Raw genomic sequence first — 14,540 nt, 5'->3', positions numbered from 1 at the left:
GCTTCTTTGACTACCCTCGTTGGGGTTGTTAGAACGTGCGTGCGGCGACCCGCACTGGTTCGGCCCGCTTCAGGGCCTCGCCCAGACGCTCAGCTGACACAGGTGCCGCGGGAGCTTCGAGCATGCTTTCGTCCGGGGTTGCGGGGTCAGCCAGGTAAAGCCTGGTGTAGGCAGCGGCTTCCGGCTCGAAACGCCAGCTCTCAGCCAGCGCGCCAGCGTCCACCGCATCGAAACCCAGTTGCTCGATGACGCCCATTACCTTGGTTTTGGCAGAGATGTCATCGCCCGCCACCGGAAGGGCGGTGCGATCGGAGGCGCCGGCGGGGCGAACCAGCTGCGGAATGTGGTGCGCCAGGATGTTATTGAATGCCTTTGTCAGGCCGGCTCCTTGAAAGTGCCGCAGGACAAGCTCGCTCGTAGTGAGCCGTTCCTCGTCGAGCTCAGCCACCCTTCCATCCCGGAACGGGTAGTAGTTGGTGGTGTCCAGTACAGCTTTCCCTTCCAGAAGGGAGGCAGGAACGGCGGTGTGTGCCGTGAGCGGCACGGACAGCACCACAACGTCTCCGGCCGCTGCGGCCTGTTCGACGGTGCCGGCGGAAGCCAGGGGTCCCAGCTCTGACACGAAGCCGGCTAGGGTCTCCGTGCCGCGGGAGTTCGACAGCACTACACGGATCCCGGCATTTACGGCCAGACGCGCGATGGCAGCACCGATGTTTCCGGTGCCAATAATTCCAAGGGTGGTCATATCTATTCCTCTTTCGAGAGTGGTGGATTGGAGGTGGAGCATCCGGGGACCGGCCCGGATTCAGGGTCCGAAATGATGGCCGGGAGGTGACCGGTTGCATCGAGCACGATGTCGAGCCACGCAACCCGATTGGCGAACCGCTTGGCCTTGTGCGGAGCGGTCCACCGGTAGGCGTCGTTTTCCCAGTTGATCTTCAGCCGCCGGCGGGACGTCACAGCAGTGAAAGTGTGGATGAGCCACGGATTCCCCAAACCGTCGGCCACCACCACGTCCGGTCCCGGCAGGAGGGCCAGGAGATCTTTGTCTTGGAGGCCGGTTTCTTCAAATAACTCTTCAAGGGTCTGTTGTTCAGGCGTGGCACCTGCTTCCATAAAACCGGTGATGCAATGCCAAAGACCGCAGTCGTGACCAAGATTTCCGCTTCTTCTGAACAGGGCAATTTTGTCTCGCCACTGGACGACGGCCGCTATCACGGTACGGTCCGCAGGGATGTCATGCGCAGCGAGGGACGGAATCCCGACACTGGACACCGCATCAATGGCGCTCATATTTTCCTCCCAGCGCGTATCTACCTCCCACGTGCAGCAACCGGCTCAGGCCGCTACACGACGTCGATCGACCGGGAGTTAACAAGCTCGCGGAACTTTGCACCGTGCCAGATGAGCGGCTCGTTTTCCCCAACTCCGAGCTTCTTCACCTCAAGCAGCGCCATCCAGTGGTCGCCGGCTTCTGAAACCTCATGGATGGAGCACTCGAGCCACAATGCCGCGTCTTCTATGAACACGGCCCCGTCCTCACCGACGTCGATTGCCACCTGCTCAAACCGTGCAGCGCGGTCCCTGCCTGCGAGCTTGCGGGTCAGATGCCCTTGCCCCTTGCCAAAGATCGAAACCCCGAGCGAGGCAGCGTCCTTGATCTGTTCCCACGTCTCCGACGACTTCTGCACAGCTACCGCAACCAGGCACGGTTCCAGTGATACTCCAACCATGAACGATGACGCAACGAGTGCATGCTTCTCATCGCCGGCTTCAATCGCCAGCACTGCAACGCCGGAGGGAAACTGCGCGAACGTGCTTCGCACCAGCAAGGGGTCGTTGCCGAACGCGCTGACCTTCGGCCGGGTCATAAATTTTTGGCTCATGATTTCTTCCTCTCGGTGCCCGTGTCGAGTGGTCGCTCTCGAACCACTCCCGGACCGAATACGCCGGGACCCCTACGCAGCGGTCTGGCCGCCGTCAACCGGCAGTGCGATGCCGGTGATGTACGAAGACTGCTCACTGCCGAGGAACAAGACCGCATTAGCTACTTCTTCTGCGGTTCCGACCCGACGTGCCGGAACCATATTGATGAGGTAGTCGGCGGCGGCAGGGTTTTCCGCGAGGCCTTCTTCCATCATTGGCGTCCTAATGGGGCCTGGGCAGATGGAATTCGCGCGAATATTCTGTGCCGCGTATTCGAGTGCGATGGTGCGGGTCAACCCCAGGAGGCCGGTCTTGGAGGCGCTGTAGCTGCCATACAAGGGCGTCCCCATCAAGGCTGCGGCTGAAGCCACATTGACTATCGATCCCCCGCCGCGCTCCAACATTGCCGGAATGGCAAACTTCATCGTGAGGAAAGCACCCCGGAGATTCACGTTGATCATCTTGTCGAAGTCCGATTCCAGCGCCTCATGGTGCTGCACCATTGGGGCATTTGCACCTGCGATATTGCACAGGATGTCGAGTCCACCGAATTCGCTGACGGCCAAGCTGACCATGGCCTTGGCGTCTACCGAGTTTGAGATGTCAGCCTGGATCGGCACCGTGCGGTCTCCCAGCTCGACTGCCGTCTTCTCCTGGGCCCCGGAGAAGTCCGCCAGGACAATGTTTGCGCCATGCTGATGAAACAGGCGGGCGGTTGCCAAACCCATGCCTGAACCCGCACCGGTGATTATTGCTGTCTTGCCTTCAAGTATGTTGTCCATGGTTGTTCCTTCATGTCCTGGTAGTTGGCCCACCATCAACGCTATGAGCGGATGGGGCTGCAACGGCATGGCCATCGGCGCCAACAAGGAAGGAAACTGCGCCAAGATGTGTCCTCGGCGAACACTGCCCGCAGGAACAAAAAGGCTCCCCGGAAGCCTGAACTGGATGACCAGTCCGGCTTCCGGGGAGCCCGTTGGCTGTCTATCTACTTTGCTGAGAGAACCGCGTCGCGGCTCCGGCTTTCATTCCCGGTTTGTCCTGCACTACCAGGTGCGAAGGCCTTCGAAAACACGAAACCGCGGTAGTCATCGGAGACAACTTCCTGGACCTTTTTGACGTACTTGTCGAAGCCGCCGGCATACGGAATGAAATAGCGCGAGCCGTCGTATTTGTTGACGTGGACCATGTAGTTGTCCACGGCCCGGCGCAGGAGCGGCTCCGCGATCTCATTGCAGTGCTCGCCCCACTCCCGCTCTGCCTCAAGGCTGGCCTCAATGCGGACAGCGCCCTTCTTTTCGGCGTGAGCAATCATGTCCGCCACAAAATCAACGTGTTGGTTGTTCCCCACGAAGAAGTTTGCAAGCACACTGGGGCTCTGCGGGCCGGTAAGCATGAACAGGTTGGGGAATCCATGCGTCATGACCCCCAAATGGGTCTGCGGCTTATGGTTCCACCGGTCGCTGGGCTGTTGGCCGTGCTCATTGCGGACGTTGGCCTGGTCCAGGGCTCCCGTAAAGGCCTCGAAGCCGAGGGCAAAAACGATGAGATCAACCTCGTACTCATTGTTCCGGGTCTTGATCCCGGTCTTGGTGATGCGCTCCACCGGATCACTTCTCAAGTCAACCAGACTGACGTTGCTTTGATTGAAGATCGAGTAGTACCCGGTGTCGATGCAGAGGCGCCGTATGCCGATTGGGTAGGAGGTTGGCATCAGCTTCTTCGCGGTCTCCGGATCATGGATCATGTCGCGGATCTTGCCGCGGACGAATTCAGCTACAACGTTATTAACGTCGATGTTCGTCCCCTGGTCCGAGAAAGTTCCGAGCAAAGTCTGGCCCCCGAACGCCCATCTCGACTCGAGAATCTGCTGTTGCTGTTCCTCGGAAAAGTCGGAGGCCTTGCCCGCAAAGCCCTGCATGACGTACCCAACTGGAGAATTGTATGACTCATCACGCAGTTGCAGGACTTTCTTGTTGAGCCGGGCCTTCTTCCTCCTGTCCGCTGGGCCGTTGTGTGCAGGGATCGAGTAGTTCGGGGTCCTCTGCAGGACATAGAGTTGCCCGGCGGTCTTGGCGATCTCAGTCGCAGCCTGCACGCCTGAAGAGCCCGTTCCTATGACTGCCACGCGCTTGCCGGCAAACTCGACGGGGGTTTGTGGCCAGTGGCCGGTTTGATGCCATTCACCTTGGAAATCATCCAGGCCGGGGAAGTCCGGCTTGCGCGGCTTTGACAGCTGTCCGGTCGCCATGACCAGGTAGCGGGCCCAAACTGTCCGGCCCGTATTGGTCTTGATCAAGTATTTGTTCTCATGCGGCTGCCACTCAGCCGACGTCACCCAGGTGCTTAGCGAAAGGTTTCGGCGCACATCGAGGCGGTCCGCAACATAGTTCAGGTAGCGCAGGATTTCGGGTTGCGCTGCGTATCGTTCGCTCCAGTCCCATCCCGCGTAAAGTTCGGGATCAAACATGAAGGAGTAGCTGTGGCTCTCCAAGTCCACGCGGGCACCCGGGTAGGCATTGTGATACCAGACGCCCCCGACGCCGTCTGCTCCCTCAAAGCCGTGGACGTCATGTCCCAGATCTGCAAAACGGTGGAGGGCGTAGATGCCCCCCATGCCCGCGCCGATCACGACGACGGAATATTCCTCAGTCCCGTCTGCCTGATTTCGTACGTTTGAAAAGCCCACCGGATCTCCTTTGATGTCAGTGCGTCGGCTTCTTTGCCGATCCTCGTTCACAAATAACGGTTCACAAATAACGCTAAGAGCCGCTGGGGCAGGACCGGCATGGCAATGGACGCCAATATGGCGGGAAAATGCGTCAGCCAGTCATCCACCCGGTTAGCGTCAACTCATGCGGGTCTCGGCCAAGGCGACGATCGCTACGGCGCTCGTGGTCTCCACACCTAACTGGTTAATGGCCTTCAGTGTGAGTTCAGCGCATGCTCCATGGGTCTCATCGCGGAACACGCGCGTGACCTCGCCTCCGATCCACTGGGTATCACCGAAGACACCAGGCTGCTTAATGCGGACCGAAAGCGACACAAGATCCGCGTCGTCGCCCATCCAGTTGGTCACGCAGTGCGACATCCACGACACGCGCTGGTTGCCGTTGTCGTACGCTCCCGGCATACCGATCGCATGCGCCATTGCAGCGTCCTGGTGTCCCAAGCTCGGGAAGGGCTCGGAGAGGAAGTGCTCGGGACCGAGGTTCGTCGGCGCGCTTGGGTCGCCGTTCCTCACTCGCTCCTGCTGGCGCACTCGGGTCTCGACGCCGCGGTAGCCGGCGGTACCGATTGCGCCCGCGTAATACGCAGTCATGGTGATGAGGTCGAGCGGACCCTTGACCACCTGCGGCACGACATCGCCGACGGATACCGTCTCAGCAAAACGCGTGCGCTGACCGCGGATCTCCTCAGCAAGGATCGCGGCTCGGATCTGGTCCTTCTCCTCGTCCGTGTAGACATGCGGATCTCGCGGTTCGTGCATCCGCTGGGCCTCGGAACTTCGAGCCACGCAGACGATCGTGTTACGGACGATCCCGACCAGCTCTTCGCCGACGAAGTAATCGGTGCGCCCCACCTGCTCCACGAGGCGGCCCGACCGGCGGCCAACCCGTTCGCGTACGTCCTCGACGAAGGCGCGGGCCCGCACCCGCTCCCCCAGCCGGATCGGCCGGCGTAAGTCGAGGTCGGCACCAAGATGAATGGCCTGGAGGCCCTCTGACATGCCCATTGCGACTTCGGCGTCACACACGGAGTAGAGGAAGGTGGGGGGTGCAATCCGGGTACCGTACCGCGTTGTCTGCGCGTACGAATCGGATAGCCACAGCGGGTTCTCGTCGCCGATCCCCCATGCGTAGTGGCGGATCGAGTCGGTGCTGGCCTCCTCGTTCCATTGCACGATAACGGCTGACTCGCCGACAAAGCTCTTCATGTAAGCGACGTCTTCATCGGTGATCTGCTTTGCCGGTACGGCAGTAGCTACGCTGGTCATGTTGTTGGTCCTAACGAGGTGGTGTGGACTGAGACGACAGCATCGACGACCGTGACGGTTGCTGTCGTCGGGTCCGCAAGGATGGGATTGAATTCGAACTCGTGGATGTTCCCGTGCCGTTCGGCCCAGGCAACTATGTCGATCACAGTGCTCGTAAGGGCCTCGAGGGTCTTCCCGCCAGCCTCACCGCGAAGGCTGGTGGCCACAACGCGCGCGTCAGAGATGGCTTGCCGGACCTCCGACCGGGACACAGGGAGCGGAAGGATACGTATATCGTCGATTGCCTCAGTCATCCCGCCGCCGGCACCGATGACGAGGACCGGACCAAACTCTGGATCACGTCGAAGCCCCAGGAGGACCTCAGTCTTCCCGGGTGCCATCGATTGGACGGAGATCGTCGCGGCCTCCCCCTGGATGGACGCGAGCTGGGTAGCTGCCGCACGCGCGCTGTCGGCGTCGTTGACGCCGATGAAGACGCCGCCGGCGTCCGCCTTGTGCAGGATCTCGGCGTCGTCAATTTTGATCGCGACCGGGAAGCCAATCTCCTCGGCAGCCCGGACAACGCCGTCGACATCACGGACGGCGCGGCTGGCGGGCACAGGGACACCGGATTCCGCCAAGGATTCAGCCACCTCACGCCACGTCAGGTTGGACGTCCCGTCAGTCGTCGTCGTCTTGAGGGCCCTCCCCACGAGATCTCCGCGGTTGGCACGGGTTCTTTGGACCTGGGCCCATGAAGATGCGGCCGCGATTGCATCCAGCGCACGCCCCGCTGTAGGCAGGGAAAGCACTCCTGCTTCGCGCAGGATCCCGGCCTGGGCGGCCGTGACCCGGTCGTCCTCGGACAACGGGACCACCATGACGCGTACTCCCGCCGGGATGCTCATCCCGGCGATACCGGCCGCCAACTCATCGAAATCGTGCGCGAGCCGGGTCGCCGTCACGATAACCCAACCGTCCGACGTCATGGCGAAGACCCGTTCAAGGATGCGCAGGTAGTCGGCAGTGGATGACTGGACTCCGACGTCGATAGGGTTGCCCAGATGATTGCTGCCAACCGCATCGCCGATTGATTGGAGCGCATCTGGTTCAAGATCCCGGAAAATCAGGCCGCGGTCATCGGCCAGGTCGTTCCAGAGCCCCACCTGGGCGCCGGAAGTCGTGACGACCGTCAGTTCCTGGTCACCGCCGGAGAGCCGTCCATGGAAGACGTCGAACGTCTCGGTCAAATCAAGGAGTTGCTCAGGCGAGGTACACACCATTCCGAAACGGTGGCACAGGACGCTCAGAGCGACACGGCCGCTGCCCGCCAGCTTCCCGGTATGCGACTGGGCGCTCATCGCGCCGCGGGTGGACCGTCCCAGTTTCAGGACGATGACCGGGATTCCGCGGTCCCCCGCAGCGGTTGCAGCGGCTTCGAGGTCGTCGTTTGCGCTGAAGCTCTCCACGATGCAGGTGAGGACATGCGTGTCCGGATCAGCGCCCAACCACTGCGCCCAGTCGGTAAAGCCCGTAGAAATCTCGTTCCCTGAGCTGGCCCATGCACTCAAGCCACTCGCGCCGCGTGCGGAAAGGGACTGCATGAGCGCGTTTCCCAGTCCACCGCTCTGGCTGAACATCGCCACGTGACCTGCCGGAATCGCACTACGCTGCAAGACCGAGGAGAACGTTGCGGTCAGTGACCGGCCCACGTGCATAAAGCCGATGCAGTTGGGCCCGATAAGTCGGGTGGTGCCCTTGGCCAATTCTGCACGGAGCAACTCGTCGCGGTCGTGCCTGCCGGTCTCACCGAAGCCGGCAGCGAAGGCCACCGCGAAGGGGACGCCGAGCGCCACGCACTCGCGAAGATCCTCGATGACCCTGTCGGCCGGTCCCACGAGGACGGCAACGTCGGGCACCTCGGGGAGGTCGGAGAGGCTCTGCACGGTGGGTACACCGAGCACTTCCTTGTGCACGCTGCTGACTGCGTAGTACCGCCCCTCGAAGCCGAGCCGGGCGAGGTAATCCAAGGTCCGTCCCGAGGTCTTCCATGCGTCCCGGGAGGGGCCAACCACCGCCACGCTCTCTGCCTTCAGAGGGTTATCGATGCGCACCGGGCTCAAAACGGCCTTGCTATCCAACATTTACATTCCTCCAGTACGTCGGATGGTCCCCGGCCTGCGGCGGGCGGGGACTTCTATTGCCTCGACCACGACGCCGAGATCACGTTCGGTATCGAAGTAGGCAAATCCGCCGTCGCCGCCCTGGCCATAGCCACGCGCGGTTTGCGTAACCCGATATCCGGACCCTTCCATCAGCGTGATCGCGTCATCCAAGCTGTCCACGAAGACGCCCAAGTGGTGCAGGCCGGTGCGCCCCTGTTCGGTGAACTCGTGATAAATACTTGGACCGGCCAATGGCTGGATGAGCTCGATCTGGGGATTGGACCCGCCCATGGCGAGCTTCATGGCAAAAGCGCCTTCCTCGGCGCCAAAGCGTGACCAGGGCATGAACTCCTGGTCATAGCTGTAACAAGTCCACTCGTCGATGCCGAAGGCGCGTCCGTACAAGTCGATAGCCTCGTCTAGGTCCGGCACGAGGATCCCTACCTGTGCCACTTTTCCTATCGGAACAGAAGCTGCGACCTGAGCCTTCGGCAGCAGATCTCCAGATTCCGTTCCTGCAGCGGGCCTGGCAGCGTCGCCATTCCGCTCAAACTCTCTTGATGTGATAGTTGCATTCATAATGTAATAACTACGCTAGCTTTCTGCTTGCTGTCAACGGATGAAATGCTGTCCCGGGTACCGACTCTTTCTCACGGCGCTGTAGCTCTCCTTTCGCCATGTGCGTATGATTTCCGCATGGCAAGTACAACTAAGGCAGTCGACAAACCGTCCCCCGACAGCGAAGCTCCGAAGGACCTGGTGCAGTCGGTTGCCCGGGCCCTGAACATCGTTGATGTCGTTGCGGCGTCGAAGGAGCCCATGCGGGCCCAGTCCATCGCGAGCGCAGTAAACCTGCACATTGCGACGACCTCCCATTTACTGGCGACGCTTGTACATGCCGGTTATCTGGAACGTAACGAGCGCACCTACAAACTCGCCGCCGGGAAAATCCTGGATCTCAGTTCGCGCGTGGAAGACGACTGGCGTCCGTCGCCCCTGGCGCTGCGTCTCTTGAAGATGGTGGTTGATGCTACCGGCGAAAGCGCCTACCTTTCCGCGTGGCAAGGCGGCACTGTCACTGTGGTCGCCGTTGAGGAGGGCAGCCACGCGGTTCGGGTAGCGGATCTTAGGGTTGGCGTTTCCGGCGACATTCATGCTCGCGCCTCAGGCAAGGCCCTCCTCGCCTTCGGTCCCGAATCACAACTGGAACGGATCCGGTCCGTAGACGGTGAACTCACGCGGCGAACCGAGCATACGATCACTACCCTTCCTGAATTCTTGGCCGATCTTGAGGTGACCAGATCGCGTGGTTACGCACTGGACCACCAGGAATACGTCCTGGGCGTCTGCGGCATGGCAGTTCCTCTCTTCGAAGGCTCGCAACGCCCCCGCACTGCTCTGACGATTACGGTCCCGCTTCATCGATTTACCAACGAGGAGCACTTCCAGGTGTGCCTCGATGCTCTGATGGAAGCCCGTCGCCTCGACGAAGAAGAAGGAGACTCAACCCAGCCGTAGTACGTCAAGTTCCAGTACCGGCCCCCCTTCCCCGTGAAAAACTTCCAGAGATGTCCGGGGGCCGTCCTCCAACCGTGGAAAATCTGAGCTGGCAAGGTAAGCGCACAAGCGGGTTCCCTTCGAAAGCCGGATCGCGGTGGATCCAAGATCCACGGTGATTGGCTTCCCGCTTCCACCGTCCCCACTGCTGTATGAGGACCCCTCGCAGAGCAGCTCCGAGGAGCCGTTGTCATCAAGTGTCGCCAGCTTGATGACCACAGGCGTGGGACCCGTGGCCGCCACCTTGAGGCTGCACGTGACCGACCCGAGGATCTCGACGTCTTCGAAGAGTGGTTCCGAAACGAACGACTGCACGTCATGGCGCGCGCTCAACGCGTCCACCATTCGCGGACCTGAATTCGCGCCCACCTTGTAGCCTGGAAAGAATGTTCGCCCGCCGATTGTCGGTACAGGCGGCTCCAGTGACAGCCCGGCGTAGGTATCCGTACTCGTTACAGCACCGTCCGGCCTGCTGGAGCGTAACTGAAGCTGCATTCTCTGTGTGTCATCCGGCGGCCAGCTTGAGAAGCATCGCCATTCATCAGCTCCCATGGAGAAAACACTCACAGGGTGGTCAGCGTGGTTGCGGCCGTCGCGTATTTCCTCCAACCAACCGAGCTGGAGGGAGGTCGGGTCCAGGCTGTCAAACGATGATGCAGGACCAAAGAAGCGCGCCGGGAACCATCCGCCCATGAGACCGTGCGCCCAGGGCCCTATCAAGAGGCGATCATGGAGACTCCGCGCACCCATGGCCTCTCGTCGGACAAAACTGGCAACTGTTCCTGGAAGGAAAATGTCGAACCAGCCTCCGATGACAAACGCCGGCACCTCAACGTGCCCAGCCAGCTCCGGATCCACCAGCGAACGGCTACGATCCCGCCAGTCGCGCAGGTACGGCGCGAATTCCCCCGCCTCCTCGATGAGTTGGTGAAAAGTACGGATTTTCCCCTCTGCGACGTTCCGCTCCAGGCCTGCGATCCGCGGACGGCTATTTTCATCCATACCGGCGCTTGCGAGGAGAATCGACACCCAGTGTGCAAGGAATCCCAACACGACGTTGTCGTCCTCATAAAGCCAACCGGAATGGACGTCGTCGGCGGTCACAGCGGGAACAATGCCAATGAGGCCTTCAGGATTCTTCGCCGCCGCCAACCACTGGCTGATACCTACGTATGACCCGCCCACCATGCCCACTTTGCCGTCGGACCACGGTTGCCCGCGCACCCACTGGATAGTGTCCACGCCATCATCGGCTTCATTCACAAAAGGAACGAAGTCGCCCTCGCTTCGAAACCGGCCCCGTACGTCCTGAACCACCACCGCCCAGCCGCTTTCCACGGCACGCAGGACGTTAATCCACGTGTTGGCGTGCGCGGGGTCATCCTTGGAGTAGGGCGTTCGTATCAGAACTGTGGACCGCGGTTCCCCATCACTTGGCCGGTACACATCTCCAGAGAGGGTAACGCCGTCGCGCATTGCGACAGGGACGTGCTTTTCAACTATCAGGGTCATGTCAGCCTTCGGTGTTTCGCAATCGCAGTCGGTCTGGCCTGGGATGGTCACCCAGCTGTTTGGACCATGTCCAGGCGCGGGTAGTGGTCAAGAAGTTCCGCGCCATTTGCCGTGACGACAACGAGGTTCTCAAGACGTACGCCTCCGACACGGTGCTGCCCTTCGATACCTTCGATGGCAATGACCATGCCTTCCTGGATCTCCTCAGGATGGTCAAGCGACCACGAGCGCGTAATGGTGGGCGGGTTGTAGTGGATTGCCCGGGACCCTGCGTTGACCAGGCCGATCCCGTGCCCCAGTTCGATGCTGAAACACTCTGCCTCGGACGGAAAGCCAAGATCTTCCGCGGGGGCAAGTACGGAGGCCACGTCAGCTGTGCTTGCGCCGGGTTTCATGAGCGACATCGCCAGATCCAAACGGTCCGTCAGCTTTGCGTAGGACGAGCGCTCGGCTGACGTCGGGGCGCGGCCCACGACGTATTGGCGGTAGAGACACGCGGTGTACCCCATGTAGGAAGTTCCGCAGGTGAGGAGGTAGGCGAGATCGCCATGCTCAACGATGCGGTCTCCACCGCTGATCCCACGGGGGAATGACAGTGGTCCGGAGAGCAGACGGGCGGCTCCCACTTCCGCACCGGCATCTTCAATGGCGCGACGGGCCATCAACGCGATCTGGGCCTGCTTGGTTCCGGGCCGCAATGCGGCCCGGGTCGCCTCAAACCCTGCGGTGCTCAAGCTCGCCGCCATCGAGATGCAGGAGATTTCATCAGCGGTCTTGATCGTTGAGCATTCGAGCAAGAGAGGGAGCCCGGGAATTGTTTGGATGCCTGCATCGGCCAGGGCATTCATACCGGGCTCATCAATCTCGCTGACGGCCAACTGCTCGCCCTCGAGAGATCGTGATGCAAGTTCGTCGCGGATCTGGGCTGCGAAAACGGCCGACAGTTCGGCAATTGCAGAAGTGGGCGCCACACCGCCGAGCCAAGAGATGGCTGGGCGCCACTGTGTGATCCATGGAGCCTGGTCGGGCATTTGCTGGAGGGATCCCGCTGGCGCGAACACGATTGGTTCCTCATCTGCGAAGAACAATGCATAGCCCACTTGGAGCGAGAATTCTCCCCACCAAAAACCTGTCAGATAACGCACGTTGTCCGCGCCCGTGAGCAGGAGCGCAGGTATGCCCTTGGAGCGCATCAGGGCCCGCATACGGTCAGCGCGTTCTCGACGCATCCGCTCGAGATCAACGCCTACGTGCAGTTCTGTACGTGCCGGTCCGAAGTGCAATTTCTGGTGATTTTCGGGCATCGTTGCCTTGGCCTTTCGTGTTTATGGATGTTAGTGCTGCGGCATTTCAACCGATCTTTGCTCTGAAACAACGCTAAGAGGGGGCGGACCCTGAGCGACACGGCATAGGACGCCAATGACGTAGGAAGCCACGCCAGACTTCCAGTTTGTTAACTCAGCGGCTATCGCTGCCCTGCGCAGTGACTGCCCACGCGGGGTCGCGCCGTTCCACAAAGGCCAGGGCACCCTCACGCGCTTCCGGTCCGCTTCGCAACGGAGCAACGATTTCTTCCTGGGCAGCGAAGCGCGCCTCCGCTGCGGCATACCGCGACTCCGAGATGATGCGTTTGGCAGTCTTCATTGCAACGGGTCCGTTGAGCTGGATTTTCCCGGCGAGTTCCAGTGCTGTGTCGAGTGCTTTGCCCGGCTCCGTCAGCCTGTTGATGAGGCCGAGCTCGGCGAGGCGGGCCGCAGTGATCGGCTCTCCCAGCAGCGCCAGCTCCATCGCGATGTGATACGGCATACGGTCCGGTAGGCGGAGTAGCCCGCCGCCTGCGGCGATCAGTCCCCGCTTTACCTCAGGAAGGGCAAACGAGGCCGTTGAGCTGGCCACGATCAAATCGCATGCGAGCGCAAGCTCAAATCCCCCTGCGTAGGCGTAGCCTTCGACGGCGGCAATGACGGGTTTCACGGGCGGCCGACGGGTGATGCCGGCGAAACCACGTCCTTCAAGGACCGGAACGTCTCCCGCTGCAACCGATACGAGGTCAGCGCCTGCCGAGAAGTATCCGCCAGCGCCGGTGAGGATGGCGACGCTTGCAGAATCATCGGCGTCGAACGCATCGAACGCAGCTGCAAGCGCCAGTGCTGTGGGGCGGTCAATGGCATTTCGCTTGTGCGGACGGGTGATCGTCATGATGCGAACTCCCCCGGAGTTGCTGACGTGAACGCTTGGCTCACTCTGTTTGTTGCTTGCTCCCGCTTGAGGCTGGGTTTGTTGCATCGTTCATCCTTTGGGTCGTCATGATGGGAAGAGAGCTGCGGATTGCTGATCTAGATATTTTCAAATGGTGAATGTTACTAGCGTGATACGATAGTAACATTGCTACTTTCCACGAGGATTTCTTCTTTCTCGTGCTAGCCACAATTTCGGATGGAATGAAGGGAAATAACCATGAAACCCGCGCAAAGACTCCGGGAACTGCTCGCGGATTCCAAAATGATCATCGCGCCGGGAGCCTACGATGCACTCTCAGCGAAGTTGATTGAGCAAGCCGGCTTCGACGTCGTGCTTATCGCCGGGGGCACTTACTCCAACTTCCACTACGGGGTGCCGGATAACGGTTTTATCTCCCAGGGAGAACTCATCGAGGCCGGCAGGCGCATCACCGCAGTCACAGACCTGCCACTCATTCTCGACTTTGATGATGCAGGAGGATCACCCCTTCAAGCGTTCCGTGGCGTCCGACTTGCCGAGCAAGCCGGCGTCGCAGCCCTGCTGGTCGAAGACATGGTGCCTGCAACGAAGCACTTTTGGACACCCAGAGATGGCGGTGAGCGCTGGAAGCCGCAACTCAAACTTCGAACCGTCGAGGAGATGAGTGACATCATCCGTGCCTGCGTGGAAGCCCGGACGTCCCCGGATATGGTGATCGTGGCCCGATCGGACGCCAGCCGCTTTGGCTTCGACAACCTCGCCGAACGCATGGCTGCCTATTCTGCTGCCGGCGCTGACATGCTCTATCCGTGCGGCTACCCCCTCCTCGACCTGCCCAAGCTCTCAGAAGTCGTTCCTGGCAAGTACGTCATGGTGACCGTAAAGAATCCCACCCTGGAAGAGCGCCAGGAACTCGAAGACGCGGGTGTAAAGATGCTGCTGGTCATCAACACCGTGAACGGTGCCGTGGCGGGCTTTCGCGAGAATCTGTCCCTCCTCGCGCGTGGTGAGTTGCTCGAGGGCGAAGCAGAAGGCGGCGCCTACATTCCCATCATGGAAGCAATCGATGCGGCAGACTGGGCCCGCAAGGCCCGCCACTTCGGTTATTCCTGACAGTTTGTTGCAACTGATTCGCGAGCAGAAAGCGCCGACGACATCTCGAGTCGTCGGCGCTTCCGTTTGCA

The 14,540-nt window shown here is 60.8% G+C and carries 13 protein-coding genes; 2 read left to right on the top strand and 11 right to left on the bottom strand.

Going from position 1 to position 14,540, the window contains the following annotated elements:
- Positions 1 to 28: 28 nt before the first annotated feature.
- The 8 genes from AC1DCM_RS02860 to AC1DCM_RS02825 form a co-directional block, all read right to left on the bottom strand.
- A complete protein-coding gene (locus tag AC1DCM_RS02860; RefSeq protein ID WP_477517200.1) occupies positions 29 to 745 on the bottom strand; it encodes an NADPH-dependent F420 reductase in 717 nt (238 codons plus the stop codon).
- A 2-nt stretch (positions 746 to 747) separates the two neighbouring features.
- Positions 748 to 1,293: an NUDIX domain-containing protein gene (locus AC1DCM_RS02855; protein ID WP_477517199.1), complete on the bottom strand. Its 546-nt coding sequence runs from the start codon at positions 1,291 to 1,293 to the stop codon at positions 748 to 750.
- A gap of 53 nt (positions 1,294 to 1,346) precedes the next feature.
- Positions 1,347 to 1,886 carry a flavin reductase family protein gene (locus tag AC1DCM_RS02850; protein ID WP_477517198.1) on the bottom strand — a complete coding sequence of 180 codons (540 nt, stop codon included), beginning with the start codon at positions 1,884 to 1,886 and terminating at the stop codon, positions 1,347 to 1,349.
- 72 nt (positions 1,887 to 1,958) lie between these two features.
- Positions 1,959 to 2,708 (bottom strand): SDR family NAD(P)-dependent oxidoreductase, encoded by a 750-nt coding sequence (locus tag AC1DCM_RS02845; protein ID WP_477517197.1) that lies wholly within the window; start codon positions 2,706 to 2,708, stop codon positions 1,959 to 1,961.
- Between the two features lie 206 nt (positions 2,709 to 2,914).
- Positions 2,915 to 4,615 (bottom strand): flavin-containing monooxygenase, encoded by a 1,701-nt coding sequence (locus AC1DCM_RS02840; protein WP_477517196.1) that lies wholly within the window; start codon positions 4,613 to 4,615, stop codon positions 2,915 to 2,917.
- 159 nt (positions 4,616 to 4,774) lie between these two features.
- The gene (locus AC1DCM_RS02835; protein WP_477517195.1) at positions 4,775 to 5,923 is read right to left on the bottom strand and encodes an FAS1-like dehydratase domain-containing protein; all 1,149 of its coding nucleotides are present in this window, start codon (positions 5,921 to 5,923) and stop codon (positions 4,775 to 4,777) included.
- Positions 5,920 to 8,046: an acetate--CoA ligase family protein gene (locus tag AC1DCM_RS02830; RefSeq protein WP_477517194.1), complete on the bottom strand. Its 2,127-nt coding sequence runs from the start codon at positions 8,044 to 8,046 to the stop codon at positions 5,920 to 5,922. The genes AC1DCM_RS02835 and AC1DCM_RS02830 overlap by 4 nt, the downstream gene beginning before the upstream one ends.
- Positions 8,047 to 8,646: a VOC family protein gene (locus AC1DCM_RS02825; RefSeq protein WP_477517193.1), complete on the bottom strand. Its 600-nt coding sequence runs from the start codon at positions 8,644 to 8,646 to the stop codon at positions 8,047 to 8,049.
- A gap of 117 nt (positions 8,647 to 8,763) precedes the next feature.
- Between AC1DCM_RS02825 and AC1DCM_RS02820 the strand changes: the two genes are divergently transcribed.
- Positions 8,764 to 9,585: an IclR family transcriptional regulator gene (locus AC1DCM_RS02820; protein ID WP_477517192.1), complete on the top strand. Its 822-nt coding sequence runs from the start codon at positions 8,764 to 8,766 to the stop codon at positions 9,583 to 9,585.
- Here the strand turns inward: AC1DCM_RS02820 and AC1DCM_RS02815 are convergent.
- The 3 genes from AC1DCM_RS02815 to AC1DCM_RS02805 form a co-directional block, all read right to left on the bottom strand.
- A complete protein-coding gene (locus AC1DCM_RS02815; protein ID WP_477517191.1) occupies positions 9,571 to 11,136 on the bottom strand; it encodes a CocE/NonD family hydrolase in 1,566 nt (521 codons plus the stop codon). The genes AC1DCM_RS02820 and AC1DCM_RS02815 overlap by 15 nt on opposite strands.
- A 47-nt stretch (positions 11,137 to 11,183) precedes the next feature.
- Positions 11,184 to 12,440 carry a M24 family metallopeptidase gene (locus AC1DCM_RS02810; protein ID WP_477517190.1) on the bottom strand — a complete coding sequence of 419 codons (1,257 nt, stop codon included), beginning with the start codon at positions 12,438 to 12,440 and terminating at the stop codon, positions 11,184 to 11,186.
- Positions 12,441 to 12,594: 154 nt separating this feature from the next.
- Positions 12,595 to 13,422, bottom strand: coding sequence for a crotonase/enoyl-CoA hydratase family protein (locus AC1DCM_RS02805; protein ID WP_442015627.1), 828 nt, complete (start codon positions 13,420 to 13,422; stop codon positions 12,595 to 12,597).
- A 171-nt stretch (positions 13,423 to 13,593) separates the two neighbouring features.
- Here AC1DCM_RS02805 and AC1DCM_RS02800 point away from each other — a divergent pair, with 171 nt between their 5' ends.
- Positions 13,594 to 14,469: an isocitrate lyase/PEP mutase family protein gene (locus tag AC1DCM_RS02800; protein WP_431115050.1), complete on the top strand. Its 876-nt coding sequence runs from the start codon at positions 13,594 to 13,596 to the stop codon at positions 14,467 to 14,469.
- Positions 14,470 to 14,540 lie beyond the last annotated feature (71 nt).

Source organism: Paenarthrobacter sp. 10N417 (assembly GCF_056394745.1).
Note: the sequence above shows the minus strand (reverse complement) of the source record. Positions and strands in the feature narration are given on the sequence as shown.